This window comes from Halomicrobium sp. IBSBa (genome assembly GCF_017612575.1).
GTDB lineage: Archaea > Halobacteriota > Halobacteria > Halobacteriales > Haloarculaceae > Halomicrobium.
Genome location: NZ_JADPQC010000003.1, coordinates 221815 through 240215, shown reverse-complemented (window position 1 = coordinate 240215; position 18401 = coordinate 221815). Strand labels below are relative to the sequence as shown.

Genomic DNA, 18401 nt, shown 5'->3' with positions numbered 1-18401 from the left:
GTTACCACTCCATACCGCCGTTGACGCCCAGCACCTGTCCGGTCATGTAGCTCGACTCTTCGCTGGCGACGAACCGGACGATCCCCGAGATGTCCTCGACCGTGGCGAACCGGTTCAGCGGGATCTCGCGCAGGATCTTCTCTTGCACACGCTCTGGGACCTCTTCGAGCATGTCCGTGGCGACGAACCCCGGCGCGATGCAGTTGGCCGTCGAGCCGGTGTCGGCGAGTTCGAGTGCGAGCGTTCGGGTGAACCCGAACAGACCGGACTTCGTCGTCGCGTAGTTGGCCTGCCCGTAGTTGCCCTGCTGGCCGACGACCGAGGAGATGTTGATCAGTCGCCCGGTCTCGGACTGCTCGATGTCCTCGTAGAAGGCGTTCGTACAGTTGAAGACGCCGCCGAGGTTCACGTCGATGACCGTCTCCCAGTCATCGCGAGTCATGTTCTCGAACTTCTTGTCGATGGTGACTCCGGCGTTGTTGACGAGTACGTCCACCGACCCGAACGTGTCGTGTACCGCCGCGACCATCGATTCCACGTCGTCCTGCTCGGAGATGTCGGCCTGTGCGGCCATCGCGGTGCCGCCGTCGTCTTCGATCTCCTCGACGACGGCCCTGGCTTCGTCTTCCGACGAACGATAGTTCACCACGACGTCGCCCCCGTGGGCGGCCAGGTCCGTGGCGATACCGCGTCCGATCCCGCGCGACGACCCGGTCACGACGCAGGTCTGGCCATCGAGATTCATGGCTGGCCGCGATCGCCCCCAGTAGTTCGTCTGTTCATGGTACTGGAACACGCCGCGGGCAAGCAAATAATAGTTCTCCTTATTCAGCCTATATTTACTATATACATTCATTACCGACTGGCAAATTATTCCGAAGACTTCTTTCGTGGGCGATAGACGACAACGACAGGTATTTTAGGGTTGCCTAAAGAGATGTGGGCAACCAATGACCGACATCTGCGTCGTCGTACCGACGATCAGGGAGTACGAGTGCGTCGAGGCGTACGTCGAGAACGCGCGTCGACACGGGTTCGACACCGACCGTCTGTCCTTCGTTCTCGTGACGGAGGACTTCTGTGACACCGACGAGATGGCCGCGCTGATCGACGATCTGGGCGTCGACGGCGAAGTGTTCGACGGCTCGCGCCGCACCGAGTGGTTCGAACGGCAGGGCGTGAGCGAGTACGACCACCTGATTCCCGAGGCCAGTCACGCACAGACCTCCTTCGGCCTGCTGTACATGTGGGCAAACGACTTCGAGTACGGCGTGTTCATCGACGACGACACGCTCCCCCACGACGACGTGGACTTCTTTGGCACACACATGCGAAACCTCGACCACGACGGCGAGATCGAGCAGGTCCGCTCGGACGAAGAGTGGGTCAACGTCCTCTACCAGTCCGACCACGACCTCTACCCGCGTGGCTACCCCTACGCCGCCATGGACGAGACCGTCGAGACCGAGACCGCCCACGTCGACGAGGTCGTCGCCTCACAGGGTCTCTGGACGAACGTCCCCGACCTCGACGCGGTCCGTATCCTGATGGACGGCGACCTGCAGGGCCAGGCCCAGACGCGCACGACCAACGAGGACTACGGGACGGACTTCGTCGCCGCACCGGGCCAGTACCTCACTGTCTGCTCGATGAACCTCGCTTTCCGCCGGGAAGTGATCCCCGCCTTCTACCAGTTGCCCATGGACGACAACCGCTGGGACGTGGGTCGCTTCGACGACATCTGGAGCGGGCTCTTCCTCAAACGGGCCGCCGACGTGCTCGGCAAGCAGGTGTACAACGGCGACCCCCTCTGTGAGCACAACAAGGCTCCCCGCTCGACGTTCTCGGACCTGACCAACGAGGTCCACGGCCTCGAACTGAACGAACACGTCTGGGAGATCGTCGACGACGCGGGCGGCGACGCCGAGAGCTACGCCGGCGTCTTCCGAGCGATGGCCCAGGCCCTCGCCGAAGGCGACTTCGACGACTGGGAGAACGGCCCGTTCCTGAACTACTGTGGCGAGTACATGCTCGACTGGCTAAGCTGTCTCGACGAGATCGACCCGGGCAGCCTCAGCGACGAACCGACCGCCGTACCGGCGGACGATTAGAAAGGTATAAGTTGTTTAGGAGGGCCTAAATCCAATGATGGAACACAACGCCGACGACGACGATCGATCGGATCGAGATCGCACGCGTCCGTCGTCACGACGCGGTTTCTTGGCCGCGAGCAGCACGCTCGCCGCCAGCGCGCTCGCCGGGTGTACGGACATGCTCCCTGGTGGGGGCGGCGAGACGAGCGGAAGCGAGCTGTCTGTGGGAGACTTCCGCGGCTCTGGCCCACTCGTCGAACAGCGCTCCGCCCCAGAGGGGACCAGCATCGACGACCTCCCGGACCTCTCGGGCGAGCTGACGATGTTCCTCGGCGGTGGCGAGAGCGGCCTCTACCTCGATCTGGTGGATCTCCTCGAACAGATCTATCCCGACTTCACTGTCAGCAGCCAGCAGGACTCGGCCAGCAACCTCGCGAACCGAATCAGCGTCGAGAACAACGCCGGTTCGACGCCCGCAGACGTGTTCATGGCCGTCGACGCCGGTGCGCTCGGATCGGTCGCACAGGACGGAAACGCCGCGTCGATGTCCAGCGAGGTGACCGATCCGGTTCGCGACGCCTTCAAGGACAGCGAGGGCCGCTGGGTCGGCTTCGCCGGCCGCGCCCGCGCGATCCCGTACAACACGAACGAACTCTCGGCCAGTGACGTGCCGAGTACGGTCGCGGAGTTCCCCGAGACGAGCGCCTTCGGAGACTCCTTCGGCTGGGCACCCAGTTACAGCGCCTTCCAGTCGTTCGTGACCGCCATGCGTGTCATCGAGGACGACGAGACGACTCGCCAGTGGCTCCAGTCCATGCAGGACCTCGGAGTGACGACCTACGACAACGAGTTCGCCGTCTCGAACCGCGTGGCCGACGGCGAAATCTCGGCCGGTTTCGCGAACCACTACTACTCGCTGCGGGTCCAGAGCGACCGCTCCTCGGCCCCGATCGACCTCGCGTTCACCGAGGGCGACGCCGGTGCGCTGGTCAACGTCTCCGGTGCCCAGATCCTCGACGGCACCGAGAACAAGGAACTCGCGGAGAACTTCCTCCGACACGTCCTCTCGGCGGAGGCCCAGGAGTTCTTCGCTACCCGGACGTACGCGTACCCGATGATCTCGGGCGTCGAGCCGGTCGGTGGTCTCCCGACGATCGACGAGCTGAACCCGCCGGACATCGATCTGGGCGAGCTGTCGGATCTGGGCGGGACCGTCGACATGCTGCGTGAGGTCGGCGTCCTCTGATGGCCACCGGAGATCGCGACCGCGTCGCCGAGCAGAGCCAGGGAGCGACCACCGAACGCTCCGCCTACAGAGTGCTCTCCGGCGTCGCCGTCGCGATCACGCTCCTCGTGCTCTCGCCGCTCGCCTGGCTCGTCCTCCGGGCCGGCGAGATGGACACCGCGCGTGCGATCGAGTTGCTCATCAGCCAGACGACGATCGAGGTGACGGCGAACACGATCGTGCTGGTGGGCAGCGTGACTCTGTTGTCCGCGCTCGTCGGAGTGCCACTAGCGATTTTGACCGTCCAGACGGACCTCCCCTTCCGCCGGTTCTGGACGGTCACGAGCGCGTTGCCGCTGGTCGTCCCCAGCTACATCGGCGCGTTCGCGTTCGTCTCGGCCTTTGGCCCGCAGGGCCACCTCTCGAACCTGCTCGCGCCGCTTGGCGTCGAACGGATCCCGGCGATCTACGGGCTCCCGGGCGCGACGCTGGTGTTGACGCTGTTTACGTACCCCTACATCTTCCTGACGACCCGCGCCGCCCTGCTGTCGTTCGACGGGACGATCGTCGAGGCCGCACGGTCGCTCAACCACACGCGCTGGGAGGCGTTCAAGCGCGTCACGCTGCCCCAGATCCTGCCGGGAATCGCGGGCGGGGGACTGCTCGTGGCCCTCTACACGCTGGGCGACTTCGGGACGCCGTCGATCATGAAGTACGACGTGTTCACCCGGATGATCTTCAACGAGTTCGGAGCGCGCCGGATCGACTACGCCGCCGTGCTCTCGTGGCTGTTGCTCGCCATGGCGGTCGTCATCCTCGCCATCGAGTCGCGGATCGAGGCCGGTCGAGACGGCGCGTACGTCAGTCGCGGCGCGCGCCGCCCCGGGGAGATCAAACTCGGCGTCTGGAAGCTCCCGGCGACGCTGTTCTGTGGCGCGGTCGCGACGCTCGGACTCGCGCTGCCGATCGCGATTCTCCTCCAGTGGCTCGTCAGGGGCGGCGTCGGCTACTCGGATGCTGGCCGCCCCTTCCAGCTGGGCTTTGCCTGGAACTCGCTGACCGTCGCGGCCGCGGCGGCGGCGGTCAGCGTCGTCGTCGCGCTCCCGCTCGCGTACCTCGCGGCCCGTGGCGACTCGCGGGTCAGCTCGCTGCCGGACCGACTGAGCTACGTCGGCTACGCGGTTCCCGGCGTCGTGCTGGGCCTCGCGCTGGTCTTCCTCAGCCTCAAGTACGTCCCCTTCGTCTACAACACGGTGTTCCTGCTCGTGTTCGCCTACGTCGTCCGGTTCATGCCACAGGCGGTGGGGACGACGAAGTCGTCGCTGTTACAGGTCGATCCCAGCTACGTCGAGGCCGCTCGCTCGCTGGGATACCCGCCGCTGACGGCCTTCCGGAAGGTCGTCTTGCCCCTGGTCGCGCCCGGTATCGCGGCCGGCGGCGCGCTGGTCTTCCTGACGACGATGAAAGAGCTGCCGGCGACGCTCATGTTGCGGCCGCTTGGCTTCGAGACCTTCGTCACGTACATCTGGCGGGTCCAGGAGTCTGGCTACTACGGGCAGGCCGCGGTCCCGGCGCTCGTACTCGTCGTCGTGTCCGGACTGTCGATGCTCGTCATCCTCGGGAGGGAACAACAGAATGGAGCCTGACATAGACACACGCAACACGACAGCAGCGTTCGACTCGGTCGAATCGGCGGTCGACGACCCGTCCGCGACCGTCCTCGAACTGGACGGGATCACCCGCGAGTACGGCGCGGAGACGGCGGTCGACGACCTCTCGCTGTCGGTCAACGACGGCGAGCTACTGACACTGCTCGGCCCCTCGGGCTGTGGGAAGACGACGACGCTGCGCATGATCGCCGGCCTCGAACGCCCCTCGGGTGGTTCGATCCAGATCGAGGAGCGAGCCGTCGCCGACGGATCGACCTTCCGCAAGCCCGAAGAGCGAAACGTCGGGATCGTCTTCCAGGACTACGCGCTCTTCCCGCACCTGAACGTCGCGGAGAACATCGCCTTCGGGCTCCGAGACGCCGACAGCCGCGAAGCGGACGAGCGGGTCACGGAGCTGCTGGAACTCGTCGACCTCACCGACCACCGCGAGAAGATGCCCAGCAAGCTCTCCGGCGGCCAGCAACAGCGGGTGGCGCTGGCGCGCTCGCTCGCGCCCGAACCCGACGTGTTGCTGCTCGACGAGCCGTTCTCGAACCTCGACGTACGCCTCCGGGTCGAGATGCGCGAGGAGGTCCGGAAGATCCTCAAGCGAGCCGGCGTGACCGCGATCTCGGTCACGCACGACCAGGAGGAAGCCCTCTCGATCTCCGACCGCGTCGCAATCATGAACGACGGCACGATCGAGCAGGTGGGCGACCCCGCCGAGGTCTTCGAGAACCCCGAGTCGCGCTTCGTCGCGAGCTTCCTCGGGCAGGCGAGTTTCCTCTCTGCTTGTGTGGCCGGCGACGACATCGAGACCGGGATGGGGACGTTCAGGACGGCGCGGCTCAACGGCCCCGTCGAGGCGTACAACGGCGCGACCGTCGACGTGCTCGTCCGGCCCGACGACCTGCGGGCGATCCCGACGGCGGAGTCGACCGCCGACGGCTACGTCACGCAGCGCCAGTACAACGGCCCCTCCTTCGTCTACCGGGTGAAGCTCCACAGTGGCGACGTGGTCCACTGTCTGCACAACCACAGCGAGTCGTTCGAACCGGGCGAACCGGTCGAGATCGACCTGACGGCCGATCACCCGCTGGCCTGGTACCCGACCGAATGACGCGCCGCCGCCACCGGCTCGCGGTCGCGGGGCTGGCGGTGACGGCGGGGATCGTCGTCTACGCGCTGGCGACCCAGGTGTTTCCCTACCACACGACCAACCACGACGAGGCCGTCTACCTCCAGCAGGCGGCCATGTTGCTGGATGGACGGCTGTTCCTCGATCCGCCCGTCACCGACGCGTTCCGACCGTGGTTCTTCGTCGAGGCCGGCGACGGTCGGCTGTACCCCAAGTACTCGCCCGTGCCGGCCGCGATGTTCGCGGTCGGGACGCTCCTGGGCAGCGCCCGCGTCGCGCTCGCGCTCGTGGCCGCCGGCGTCGTCGCGCTGACGGTTCGGGTCGGCACGGAACTGTTCGACCGTCGGCGAGGACTGCTGGCCGGGGGGTTGCTGCTGGGCTCGCCGCTCTTTCTCGTCGACGCGTCCGTCTTCCTACCGTACGTCCCGACGACGCTCTGGAACCTCGCGTTCGCGGCGGCGTACCTCCACGCCGACCGGACCGGGAGTCGGGCGAGCGCGGTCGCGGCGGGAGCGGCAATCGGGATCGCGTTCTTCGCGCGTCCCTACACCGCAGTCCTGTTCGCCGCGCCGTTCATCGCCCACGCGCTGTGGACGCTTCGGGAACTGGAGCGCGAGCCACTCGTGCGACAGGGGCTGACGGCGGCGCTGGGGATCGTCGGCGTCGCCGTAGCGCTTGGCTACAACGCGGTGGTGACTGGCGATCCGCTGCGCTTTCCCTACCAGGTCTTCGCCCCCATGGACGGACCGGGGTTCGGCGTCCGCGAGATCGCCGGCTACAGCCGGGAGTACACGCCAGCGCTGGCGCTGCGCTCGAACGCCGAGGCGCTGTGGGTGTACGCGACCAGGTGGGTCGTCGCCGGTGCGCTGGGGACGCTGGCGGCCGCCCTCGGCTTCGCGACGGCGATCAGGCGGGGGCTGACGCCGCGCCAGGCGACCGTCGCCGGGATCGCCCTGACGGTCCCCGTCGGAAATCTCTTCTTCTGGGGCACACTGAACACGCTCGGCGAACTGGATCGGGCCGGCGACGGACTGGTCCACACGCTCGGAACGTACTACCACGTCGACCTCCTCTTGCCGACGGCCGTCTTCGGCGCGGTCGGGTTGACCGTCGCGTGGGATCAGCTCCGCCAGACGGTGCAGCGTCGCTCCTGGGCGAGCGCCCGACACGTCACCGCGGCGCTCGTCCTCTCCGGGACGCTCGTTGCCGGTCTGGGCGTCGCCATGGTCGCGGAGCCGGTGTCGGACAACGCGGCCGTCACCGACCGCTACGAGCAGGCGTACGAGCCGTTCGAGGAGCGGTCGCTCGACGACGGGCTCGTCTTCTTGCCGACGCCGTACGGCGACTGGCTGGGCCATCCCTTCCAGGCCCTGCGAAACGATCCGGGCTACGACGACGGGACGGTGTACGCGCTCGACGAGCGGCAGTTCGCCGTCGTCGACGCGTTCCCGGACCGGGAGATCTATCGGTACACCTACCGCGGGCCGTGGTCGCCCACGACCGGCGCGACCGTCGAGCCGCGGCTCCAGCGCGTCGAGCACGCCAGCGGCGAGACGGTGCATCAGGAGACGACGCTCGGAGTCCCACAGTTCGCACAGCGGGTGTCGATTCGACTGGCCAGCGAGAACGGCAGCGGCTACACGACCGCCGACGTGGCCGGCCGTGAGTCGCTGTCGCTCCAGTTGGCTCTCGACGGGGAGCGGGCGGCGCTGACCGGCGAGGGGCTCGACCGGACGGTCGTCCCGCTCGCGGACCGCGAGCGACTCGTCCTGTCGGCGTTCGTCGACTACGGCACCGGGGCGGGTTTCACTTACCGGTTCGAAGTGCCCGTCGAAACCGCCGACGGACGCGTCCGCGTCCTGACGCCGTACGCGGAGGTCTGTCGGGACGGGCGACTCTGTGGCGGCGAAGCGGCGTACGTCCCCGGCAGCCACGAGGACGGCGTCTCGATCGAGACGACACTGACGACACCATGACCGACTACGAACTCACGCGACGCGACGCGGTGATCGCGCTCGCCGTTGGCGGCGTCGCCGCCGGGAGCGCGTTGACCTGGGATCGGCTCCGCAGAGACGACGAGCAGCCGGGGCTGTCCGAGCGACAGCGCGAGACGCTGCTCGCGCTCGCAGACACGATCTATCCCGAGGCCGTCGACAACGTCGACGCGTTCGTCGAGCGGTACGTCGTCGGGAAAGTCACCGACCGGCCGGCGTACGGGCGTGGCGTGGCGACGGCGCTGGACGACCTCGACTCCTACGCCCAGACGTGGGAAGAGCAGTCCTTCGCAGCGCTCGATCAGGCAGGGAGAGACGAGTTGCTCCGGGAGTTCAGCGTCGACACCGCGGATCCGGACCCAGACGGACGGCCGGAAGAGCGAGTCCGGTACTACCTGGTCAACGAACTCCAGTACGCGCTGTACTCGTCGCCGACCGGCGGCAAGCTCGTCGGCCTGGAAAATCCGCAGGGCCACCCCGGCGGGACGGAGAGCTACCGACAGCCGCCCGACCGGTGATCAGCGGAACTGCTCTTGGACGCAGACTTTGACGATCGACTTCGCGATGGCTGCACCGCCCGAGAGCGGGTCGAGCTTCGTCTCGCCGGCCCGCTCGGCGTAGGCGATGGGCGCTTCGCGCACGTCGTAGCCCCGCATCAGCGGGCGGATCAACAGCTCCGCCGAGAGGCCGGTGTTCTCGGTCCACTCGATCTTCTGGACGACCTCGCGGCGGTAGGCCCGCATACCCGTCGTGGTGTCGTGGACGCGCTCGCCCATCAGCACGCTCGCCAGGACGGCGAAGGCGTGGTTCCCGAAGCGATTGAACGCCGGCATCGGATCGGCACCGTGGTAGAGCCGGTCGCCGCTGACCACGTCTGCGCCGTCGTTGATCAGTTCGAGGAAGTCGCCGAGCCGATCCATCGGGTACGTGTCGTCACAGTCGGTCGTGACGACCACGGGCCGGTCGGCGGCCAGCACCGCCTCGCGGACGGCGACGCCGTACCCCTGTGGCTCCTGTTCGATGACGCGGGCACCGTGGTCGCGGGCGATCTCCGGCGTGCGGTCGCTCGACCCGTCGACACAGATCACGTTCGCGCGGCCGTCCGTCTCGGCGTCGATGTCAGAGATGACCGTCCCGATCGCTTCGGCCTCGTTGTACGTCCCCATGACGACCGTCAGGTCGTCGAAGGTGAACCCATCCTCCCCTTCTGAAACCGTCTGTTGGCTCATTAGATAGGGGTCTCTGCCGGACGTACTTGAGTTTTAGGTTACCCAAAAGGAAACGCGAGGTGGTAACACACGCCGCCTCGCTACGTCGTCGGCGGCTCGTCGCGGCCGACGCTGATGGTGAACGCCTCGATGTCCTCGTAGGCCGCCACGCGGTCCCCGACGGCGACGCGTCCGTCCTCGCCTTCGACCGTCAGGGTCGCGACCTCGCGGTTGCGGCCGAACTCGGCTTCGACGATCCGGCCCTCGACGACGCGCGGATCGCCGCTCTCGACGTCCCGTCCCTCGATGGCCGCGTAGAACTCGCCGTCGAGGGCCTGCAGATCGGAGATACACCGTCGGATCGTCCCGTAGCGCCGGGGAAACGAGAGGTCCTCGCCGTTGCCGACGATCGTCTCGGCGGTCGTCCACAGCACCGTGTTGAGAAAGCCCGAGACGAGAAACCCAAGCTCGGAGCGGTTGAAGATGACGCCGTAACGGTCGTTGTTCCCTCGCACGCTCTCGCGGGTGGCGTACATCGAGTAGTTGCCGTCGGCGACGGCGACGACCGGCGTCGTGATCCCGCGCCGGCCTTTGACGGTCGTGGCGAGGCCCCGGTAGTCGAACTCGCCGGCTGGCGGTGCTTTGGCGGCCGGCGAGACGACGATCTCGATGGCGACGCCCTCGTCGTGGACCGACCGGAGCGCGTCCTCGAACCGGTCGAGCAGCCGCGGGGTCAACGACAGCATCAGCTCGTACTCGGCGGCAGTGATGATGTCTTCGAGATAGCGCAGTATCGTCGGACGCGACTTCACCAGCGAGACCGCCTCGGGTTTGCGCGTCGGCGCGGTGTAGCGCCGCGAGAGGTCGTCGACGAGAGAGTCCAGCGAGGACTGCACGTCGTCGAAGGCCTCCCGTGGGTCGATCGCGAGCACCGTCATCGGTCGGCTGTCTTTCAGCTCGACGAGGCCGACGTCGCTGAGACTGCGGACGGTGTCGTAGACCCGTGGCTGTGGGATGTCCGTGTGCTCGGACAGCTCCGACGCGGAGAGCTCGCCGTGTTCCAGCACCGCGAGGTAGGCCGTGACCTCGTACTCACCGAGGTCGAAGACGGTGATGACCTGCTCCAGTGCGTCCCGGAGGTCGTCGCGGGGCATACGAATCGGTTGACCGACGCGCCAACTAAGTCTTCCGACAGCTACGTTTCCGGACCCGCGATCACTCCGACGGCGATCCGTCTCGTACCGCCGGCTGTACGTCTGTAACGAATTTCGCGACCACGGGTCGCGAATAGCTTGCAACAGTGACAGCCGGCAGTATCAGGGCGACTCGAACTCGACGATCGCCTTGATCTGATCGTCGCCGTCCTCGAAGGCCGGCTCGACGTTCTCCGGATCGGTGACCGTCGTCACGAGGTGATCGAGCAGGTCGTCGGGCATCGCCTCGACGACTGCCGCCCCCTCCGCGAAGTGTCGGATGCCGGCGTTGACCGAGCCGAACAGACACTTGTTGTGGAGGACGATGTCGTTGTGCAGCGATCCGCCGTCGATCTCGAAGTCCCAGGAACTGGGGATGCCGAGCAGCGCGCCGACGCCGTTGGGCGCGAGCGCCTCGACGGTCTCGAACGCGTGGGGCGCGTAGCCGGTCGCCTCGTAGATGAAGTCCATCCCCTCGTACTCGTCGGGGATCTCGTCGACCGGGGTCTCACGTGAGTCGATGTACGTCGCACCGACCTCGTCGATGAACTCCAGGGTCAGGTCGGGCCGGTCGCGTCGGCCGAGACAGTAGGCACGGTCGAACTCCTGGGTGAGCTGCCACAGCGTCAACAGGCCGAGCGGACCGTTGCCCAGCACGGCGGCCGACTCGGGGTACCAGTCGAACGCAGAGCGAGTCGCGCGGGCGTGTTCGAGGGCCTTCTCCGTGTTCGACAGCGGCTCGACGAAGATGCCGTACGGCGCGATCTCCTCCTCGATGGGGATCAGGAAGTCCGCGGGACTGGTGAAGTACTCGGACATGTAGCCGTGCTCGCCGACGATCCCGCGTTCGAAGTACTCCCCGTCGGGGGCCATGTCCGGCTCGTTGCGACGGAAGTACTCGTTGGTCTCGCCGTTTGGCTTCCGTCGAACCGTCGGAACGACGTACTGGCCCTCGTCGAGGCCGGTGCCGTTGGGATCCTCGACGACCCCGACGGCCTCGTGGCCCATCACCATGTGGTCCTCGCCCTCGGGGAACCCACCGTGGGACCCGCTCAACACCTCGTGGTCGGTGCCGTCGACACCGACTCGGAGCGTCCGAACCAGCGCTTCGCCGTGTTTTGGCTCCGGCCGTGGCTTCTCGATCAGTTCCGGCTCGTCGCTCCCGCGACGGATTGCGACAGCTTTCATACGTGGTCGAAAGATGTGAGCACCGGGGATTAAGTCTTCCTCTCTCGCGCTGTCTGGCGTAATTTGCGCCGTTCGCGTCGACAGACGGCGCTGTCGCTGTTGACAACGCGGGTCGCCCTCCGGAACGGACCGCAATTAGAGGGGAGTTACTCCACGGAGACCGCTTCGCCGGCCTCGCTGGACCGATAGATCGCGTCCATCACGCGCTGGACGGTCAGCCCCTGTTCGATCGTGTTCATCGCCGGGGTGTCGCCGCTGGCGACGTGTTCGAGGAAGTACTCCTGTTCGAGCCCGTGGGCCTCCTGGTCTGCGGTCTCGATCTCGGTGTCACGGTGGTGGGCCGCGCCGTCGGCGGCCGTATCGAGCACGGTCAGGGAGTCGTCGGCCATATCGAGGTGCGCGCCGCCGCCGTCGCCCCGAACGACGAGCTCCTGACTCGGGTAGCGGTTGCTCGCCCACGCGACTTCGAGCGAGATCGTCTTGCCGTTCGCACAGCGGACGAACGCCGTGGCGGAGTCGTCCACGTCGAAGCCGCCGGCACCCTCGTCGTAGCCCCACATGTTCAGATACGTGTAGTCGTCGTCCGGGCCGAACTGCGCGCGGGTCTGGGCCGAGACCTCCTCGATCTCCGGGAAGCCCAGCAGGTACAGCGCCACGTCGATGGCGTGGGTCCCGATGTCGATGACTGCGCCGCCGCCCGAGACCTCCTTTCGGGTGAACCAGCTGCCACGACCGGGGACGCCGCGTCGGCGGATGTAGTTCGCTTCGACGTGAGAGACGTCGCCGAGTTCGCCGTCCTGACGGTACTGGTCGAGGACCTGAACCGGCCCACGGAAGCGATTGTGGAACCCGACCATGCAAAAGCCATCGGCGTCGGCAGCCGCGTCCGCGATCCGCTCGGCGCTCTCCAGAGAGTGTGCGAGGGGCTTCTCGACGAGCACGGAGAGTCCCGCTTCGAGCGCGCTGGTCACGTACTCCTCGTGGAACGTGTTGGGCGTCGAGACGACGACGGCGTCGACGTGCTCGTACATCGCGTCCTCGTCCTCGTACACGTCGGCGTCGTAGGCCGCCGCGAACTCGTCGCGAGCCTCCTCGTCGATGTCGGTGCCGGCGGCCACCGTCCCTCCGACGTCGAGTACCTGGTCCGCGTGGAGGTGTGCGATGTTCCCGAGTCCGACGAATCCGAGTCGAACGTCTTCTATGTCAGTCATTCTCTGTCCGTGCCTCCGTGGGACGGGGATAAAAACGCTCGGGAATCATTTAGTACAGCTGTTGTTCTTTTTCTTCTCGCTCCTGCTCGCGTTCCCGTTCGGCTTTGCGCTCGCGGCGACCGCGTCGGTACTGGAGGATGCCCGGCACGATCTTGTTGCGCAGGTCGAGGGCGAACGACACGATGCCGTAGACCCAGAAGAAAAACAGGGCGACCATCCCGCTCCAGTACACCAGCGCGGCGGTGTCGGCGACCATGGTCAGTCGTCACTCTCCGCGCGTGTGCCCGCCGAGCCATCGCCCGTCACGTCGACGATCCCGTGGGCGATGGCGTCGCCGGTCGTGTCGTCGAACAGGTGGATCTTACGCCGATCGAGTACGACGCTGACCGTTTCATCTTCCTGTAGATCTGAGTCCGGTTCGATGCTCATAAGCAACTGATCGTCCGTCGCGGCCTCCTGTGACATCGACGTCTCGCCGTCGCCAAGCAGGAGGTACGCGAAGATCTCGTCGCCCATCGGCTCCAGCACGTCCGAACGTGCCTGAATCGCTGCGGTGGGATGGACGACGTCGTCGGCCTCGGGCACCGGGTACACGTCTTCGGGCCGGACGCCGACGGTCACGTCGTCGCCCGGTGCCAGCCCGTCGACGCGGGCGGGATCGAACTCGATCGAGAAGTTCGGCGTCTCGATCGCGTCGGCCCCGACGCTCCCGTTGACGAAGTTCATCGACGGCGAGCCGATAAAGCCCGCGACGAAGAGGTTCGTCGGCTCGTTGTAACAGACCAGCGGGGGATCGATCTGCTGGAGTTCCCCGGTGTCGAGGACGGCGATTCGGTCGGACATCGTCATCGCCTCGGCCTGGTCGTGGGTGACGTAGATGATCGTCGTGTCCAGTTCCTTGTGGAGTCGCTGGAGTTCCGTCCGCATGTGGACCCGGAGCTTGGCGTCGAGGTTCGCCAGCGGCTCGTCCATCAGGAACACGTCGGGTTCCCGGACGATCGCACGCGCGATCGCGACGCGCTGGCGCTGCCCGCCGGACATCTCGTCCGGCATCCGTTCGAGCATCCCCTCCAGTTGCACGATGTCGGCGGCCCGCTCGACGCGGCGATCGATCTCCTCTTTGGGGTAGTCCCTGAGACGCAGGCCGAAGCTGATGTTGTCGTACACGTCCATGTGGGGAAAGAGCGCGATGTTCTGGAACACCATCGCGATTCCCCGGTCCTTGGGCGGCAGGTTCGTCACGTCTCGGTCGCCGATGAACACCTTCCCCTCGGTCGGAATGGTGAGACCGGCGATCGTCTCCATCGTCGTCGACTTCCCACAGCCCGAGGGGCCGACGAGACAGACGAACTCCCCGTCTTCGATGTCGAGGTTCATGTCGTCGACTGCCGTGACGTCTTCGTAGCGTTTCGTGACGTGTTCGAGTTTGAGGCTTGCCATGATTACTCCTTGAGTGCTCCCGAGGTTAGTCCGCTGACGATGCGTTCCTGTGCGACGACGACGAGGACGAGCATCGGGAGCACGCCCACGACGCTCGCCGCCGCCATCAGGTTGAACGAGGTGGTGTACTGGGTCTGGTAGCTGAGGATCCCGCCGACCAGGGGCGACCAGTTCCCGGCCTGTGGGGAGGTCGCCATGATCGAGCTGAAGAAGTACTCGTTGTACACCGAGATGAACGTCAGGACCGCTGCGGTCGCCACGCCGGGGGCCGACAGCGGCATGATGACCCGGAACAGCGCGCCGAGTCGGGTCGTCCCTTCGACGCGGGCCGCGTCCTCCAGTCCGTCCGGAATCTGGCCGTAGAACGTCGTCAGGATGAAGATCGACAACGGCATGAACAGGGCGCTAAAGGGAAGCACCATCGACCCCGGCGTGTTCAGCAGTTCGATCGACTGGAACAGCGCCACGTCCGTGAAGGGGATGTTCACGGCGTTGCCGGCGAAGATGTCGTACAGCGGGACGACGAAGGCGGCGGGCGGGAAGTAGCTGATCGCGAGGATCGCGAGCATCAGCACTGCCCGGCCCGGGAACTCCAGGCGGCCGAAGACGTAGCCCGCCAGACTGGCGACGACGAGTACGATGATCGTCGTCGTCACCGCCAGCGCGAAGCTGTTCAGCATGTACAGGTGGAACGGGATCTCTCTGAACACGTCGACGAACGCGCCCGGATTGAACCCCTGTGGGACCGGCAGCGGGAACGGGACCGTCGCCCCGAACAGCTCGATTTCGGGGATGAAACCGCCGCCGATGATCTCGCTGTTGGGCGTCACCGCCAGCACCAGCAGCCAGTAGAAGGGAAACAGCGTGGTGACCATGAAGAAGATCATCGCGGTGTAGAACAGCGCCCGGTAGACGCGTTCCGGGTCTTCGATCGCCCGCTGGACCCAGCGGTTGAGCGGTCCGTCCGGCTCGTCGGTGTCGTCTATCGTCGCCATGTTAGATCGCCTCCTCTCCCTGCCAGAGGATCAGCGACATCACGACCAGCCCGATGATCGCCGCCGTCGTGAACGCGATGGTCCCGGCGGCCGCGTTGAAGCCCGAGAAGAAGGACTCGACGACCATACAGGACAGCGAGGGCACGACGGTACAGCTGGAGACGATGTCGATGATCCCGTACACCCGCATGGCCGCGACCGACCGGAACAGCACCGCGACGGCGATGGTCGGCAGGATCAGCGGGAAGGTGATGTGTTTGAACTGCTGCCACTTCGAGGCCCCGGCGACTTTCGCAACGTCGTAGAGGCCACGGTCGATGCTCTGGAGGCCGGCGAGGATCAGCAGCGCCATGAACGCCGAGGTCTTCCAGATGTCGGCGACGATGATGACGAACGTCGCACTGGCCGGATCGTTGAGCGTGTTCGTGGGGGCGAGCAGGCCGAGGTCTGCCAGTGGCGGCGTCAGGAACCCGATGCTGGGCTGGAACATCAGGTAGAACATCATCCCCTGAATGACGACCGGCACCGCCCACGGGATGATGATCGCAGCACGGATCCAGCGGCGACCGTAGAAGTCCTGGTCGAGGATCAGCGCCTGCCCCATGCCGATGATCGTCTCGAAGAACACGCTCACGAACGCGAAGAGCAGCGTCATCGTCAGCGCGCTCGTCACGAGGCCCTGAATACCGAAGCTCTGTGGTAGGAACGTCGGCTGTCCGGGGAGGTACCGATCCATGTTCCCGGTGAACAGGTCGACGTAGTTCCCCGGGCCGACGAACTCGCCGAGTCCGGTAAACGTCTGCGCGAACAGCGACATCTCGAAGGTCCGCAGGAGGGGGTAAATAGCGATGCTTCCCAGCAACACGAACACGGGCGTCAAGAGCAGGTACGCGTAGGTGGTGTCGCTGAGGTTCTCCATCCAGCGGGTGACACGAACCAGCGGCCCCGAGCGGCGTGATTCGCGTTCACCACCCGCCGTCTCGGTACTCACGGGCGGTCACCTCTCATATCGACATCCCATCCATGTTTAGTGATGACATACCAGAGTTGTAAAGCTAGGCGCTGGGTTCAGTTCTGTTCGGTGGCTTCGAGGCTGGAGGTCAGCGAAGCCATCGCGTCCTCGGCCGAGGTTTCCTGGCCGACGACCCTGTTGGCCGACTGGGCGATGTCGCTGGACTGCTGGCTCCAGACCGGCGTGACCGGCCGTGCCATCGCATTCTCACCGGCCACCTGGAGCGTGTCCATGTACCGCCCGACCGGTGCGACGTTCCGGGCCTCGTTGGAGTTGAACAGTTCGGGACGGGGCGGGAGCCACCCCTGCAGTCGGAACAGTTCGAGGGCGAAGTCCGGCTCCATGACGGCCGAGACGACCTCGTCGATGACGTCGAGGTTGTCGCTGTTGGGGTTGAACGTGAGGTGCCAGCCACCGAGCGCCGAGGTCGTGCCACCGGTTCCGGGCTGGGCGGCCTCGCTCTCGGAGACGGCGTAGGGGATCGGCATCGCACCGAGGTCCTCGCCGAGTGCGGGGTCGTCGGTCTCTTCGGGGTTCCGGCCGGTCAGCGCGAGCGAGTACGGCCAGTTGCGGTGGAACACGGCGTCGCCCTCGGCGAAGGGCGAGCGAGAGGGCTCCTCGATCCAGCCGAGGATGTCCGTCGGCGCGATGTTGCCGGCGTAGTCCGCGAAGGTCCCGTCGAACTCCTCGTCGTGGACGAACTTCCGCATCATGTTGAGCGCGTTGTGAACCTCGGGCTCGTCGACCGTGATCGGCCGCTCGCCGACCGGACCGAAGAGGTTCTCGCGGCCGCCGAAGTACGCGCCGCCCCACGAGGACATGACCTCGTTGAACGTACAGCAGGCGGTGCCCTCGTAGATGTCCCACTGGGTCGTAAAGCCGTACTCGGCGTCGGCGTTGTCCTTCACGTCGGCGACGATGTGGGACCACTCCTCCCACGTCATCGGCTCGGTCGCCCAGTTCTCACTTTCCGGGTCGTAGCCCGCCTGTTCGACGAGGTCCTTGCGGTACTGCATCGTCGGGAAGTCGGGGAACAGCGGCACCCCGTAGAGGTCGCCCGACGACGGCTCTCGGGCCGTGTCGGTGAACCCGCTGAAGTAGTTCTCGTTGATGTCCGAGAGGAGGTCCTCCGGGAGCGTCTCCGAGAGGTTCTGGATCAGCCCGCGCTGGATGAAGATGTTCACCCAGCCGTTGTCCATCTGGAAGATGTCGGGATCGCTCTGGTCCGCGTTGAGGATGCGGTTGTAGTTCGACCGGACCTCGCCCGTGTCCGAGGCGCTCGGGACCCACTCGATCTCGATGTCGTCTCTGAGACCACCGGCCTCGTGGAGCGCCGTCTTCATCTCCTCGCCGGCCGTCTGGACCGCGGTCGGACCGATCCCCCACTGGATCGTGGTCGTGCCGCCGTCGCCGCCGTCGCCGGTGGTCGTCCCGGTGTCGCCGCCGTCGCCGCCGTCGCCACCACCGACCAGATCCGCGCAGCCGGCGAGTGTCGCCGCGACGCCCGATGCACCGCTGGCTGCGACGAACCGCCGTCGGGAGACACTGCTTCGCTGTCCGTCGTCGTCCGAATGATTATTTGACATCGTCTTTCGTTGAGTTGCAGCCATCCTACTTAAGCGTTGCCGAAAGTTAACCACACCTGTTGTAAACAGAGATTATACACAGTCCTATAGTACATATTTTTTGTTATGATATCGAAGAAGGCAGCTGCTATCCGGCCACCATTTATAAACAACCGGCCTACCGCGGCGAACAGAGACGTTACACGCGAAACTAATTGTTAGTTTCTCTCAGTCGTTAACAGGGGGTGAAAACGGTCGGTAACGAGAGCGTACCGGGCCAGCGATCGGTGAAACGACGGTTCCAGCGTCGAAGCAATGTCCCGAGTGTCTCTCGTGACGACGATGTACTGTCGGCTGTTCTGTGAACGATTTCGCTACTCCGCAGAGACGAATATTTCACGACGTTACTCCAATAGGGTCGTCAGAAAACAACGACGGCGTTCCGTCTCACACTGTCGGCCGCCACTGTGTCGAGCGATGCACGACCCAG

General features: G+C 65.8%; 16 protein-coding genes. 6 read left to right on the top strand and 10 right to left on the bottom strand.

Annotated elements, in window-relative coordinates:
• Window position 1: 1 nt before the first annotated feature.
• Window positions 2-745, bottom strand: coding sequence for a beta-ketoacyl-ACP reductase (locus IL252_RS10720; RefSeq protein WP_208627995.1), 744 nt, complete (start codon window positions 743-745; stop codon window positions 2-4).
• A gap of 205 nt (window positions 746-950) precedes the next feature.
• On the opposite strand from IL252_RS10720, the gene IL252_RS10715 reads away from it, so the two are divergent.
• Genes IL252_RS10715 through IL252_RS10690 form a run of 6 tightly spaced genes read left to right on the top strand, consistent with a single transcriptional unit; the run spans window position 951 to window position 8617 of the window.
• The gene (locus IL252_RS10715; protein ID WP_208627994.1) at window positions 951-2111 is read left to right on the top strand and encodes an alpha-1 4-glucan-protein synthase; all 1161 of its coding nucleotides are present in this window, start codon (window positions 951-953) and stop codon (window positions 2109-2111) included.
• Window positions 2112-2145: 34 nt separating this feature from the next.
• On the top strand, window positions 2146-3339 hold the full coding sequence (locus IL252_RS10710; RefSeq protein ID WP_170094261.1) for an extracellular solute-binding protein: 1194 nt from the start codon (window positions 2146-2148) through the stop codon (window positions 3337-3339).
• Window positions 3339-4964: an iron ABC transporter permease gene (locus IL252_RS10705; RefSeq protein ID WP_208627993.1), complete on the top strand. Its 1626-nt coding sequence runs from the start codon at window positions 3339-3341 to the stop codon at window positions 4962-4964. The genes IL252_RS10710 and IL252_RS10705 overlap by 1 nt, the downstream gene beginning before the upstream one ends.
• Window positions 4954-6087 carry an ABC transporter ATP-binding protein gene (locus IL252_RS10700; protein WP_208627992.1) on the top strand — a complete coding sequence of 378 codons (1134 nt, stop codon included), beginning with the start codon at window positions 4954-4956 and terminating at the stop codon, window positions 6085-6087. The genes IL252_RS10705 and IL252_RS10700 overlap by 11 nt, the downstream gene beginning before the upstream one ends.
• The gene (locus IL252_RS10695; RefSeq protein WP_208627991.1) at window positions 6084-8081 is read left to right on the top strand and encodes a glycosyltransferase family 39 protein; all 1998 of its coding nucleotides are present in this window, start codon (window positions 6084-6086) and stop codon (window positions 8079-8081) included. The genes IL252_RS10700 and IL252_RS10695 overlap by 4 nt, the downstream gene beginning before the upstream one ends.
• A complete protein-coding gene (locus tag IL252_RS10690) occupies window positions 8078-8617 on the top strand; it encodes a gluconate 2-dehydrogenase subunit 3 family protein (protein WP_208627990.1) in 540 nt (179 codons plus the stop codon). Before IL252_RS10695 ends, IL252_RS10690 begins: the two co-directional genes overlap by 4 nt.
• Here the strand turns inward: IL252_RS10690 and IL252_RS10685 are convergent, their stop codons facing one another.
• The 9 genes from IL252_RS10685 to IL252_RS10645 all read right to left on the bottom strand — a co-directional run bounded on the left by IL252_RS10685 (window position 8618) and on the right by IL252_RS10645 (window position 17932).
• Window positions 8618-9328 carry a dolichyl-phosphate hexose transferase gene (locus IL252_RS10685; RefSeq protein ID WP_208627989.1) on the bottom strand — a complete coding sequence of 237 codons (711 nt, stop codon included), beginning with the start codon at window positions 9326-9328 and terminating at the stop codon, window positions 8618-8620.
• Between the two features lie 80 nt (window positions 9329-9408).
• Window positions 9409-10461 (bottom strand): HTH-type sugar sensing transcriptional regulator TrmB, encoded by a 1053-nt coding sequence (locus IL252_RS10680; RefSeq protein ID WP_170094255.1) that lies wholly within the window; start codon window positions 10459-10461, stop codon window positions 9409-9411.
• A 162-nt stretch (window positions 10462-10623) separates the two neighbouring features.
• Window positions 10624-11688: a glucose 1-dehydrogenase gene (locus IL252_RS10675; RefSeq protein WP_208627988.1), complete on the bottom strand. Its 1065-nt coding sequence runs from the start codon at window positions 11686-11688 to the stop codon at window positions 10624-10626.
• Between the two features lie 146 nt (window positions 11689-11834).
• Entirely contained in the window at window positions 11835-12899 is a 1065-nt protein-coding gene (locus IL252_RS10670) for a Gfo/Idh/MocA family protein (RefSeq protein ID WP_208627987.1), read from the bottom strand.
• A 49-nt stretch (window positions 12900-12948) separates the two neighbouring features.
• Window positions 12949-13155, bottom strand: coding sequence for a hypothetical protein (locus tag IL252_RS10665; protein WP_208627986.1), 207 nt, complete (start codon window positions 13153-13155; stop codon window positions 12949-12951).
• A gap of 2 nt (window positions 13156-13157) precedes the next feature.
• Window positions 13158-14339: an ABC transporter ATP-binding protein gene (locus IL252_RS10660; RefSeq protein ID WP_208627985.1), complete on the bottom strand. Its 1182-nt coding sequence runs from the start codon at window positions 14337-14339 to the stop codon at window positions 13158-13160.
• Window positions 14340-14341: 2 nt separating this feature from the next.
• Complete coding sequence (locus tag IL252_RS10655; RefSeq protein ID WP_208627984.1) at window positions 14342-15334, bottom strand: carbohydrate ABC transporter permease; 993 nt, start codon at window positions 15332-15334, stop codon at window positions 14342-14344.
• Between the two features lies 1 nt (window position 15335).
• Window positions 15336-16325, bottom strand: a complete 990-nt coding sequence (locus tag IL252_RS10650) for a carbohydrate ABC transporter permease (protein WP_170094249.1) — start codon at window positions 16323-16325, stop codon at window positions 15336-15338.
• A gap of 77 nt (window positions 16326-16402) precedes the next feature.
• Window positions 16403-17932: an extracellular solute-binding protein gene (locus IL252_RS10645; protein ID WP_208627983.1), complete on the bottom strand. Its 1530-nt coding sequence runs from the start codon at window positions 17930-17932 to the stop codon at window positions 16403-16405.
• Window positions 17933-18401: the final 469 nt, after the last annotated feature.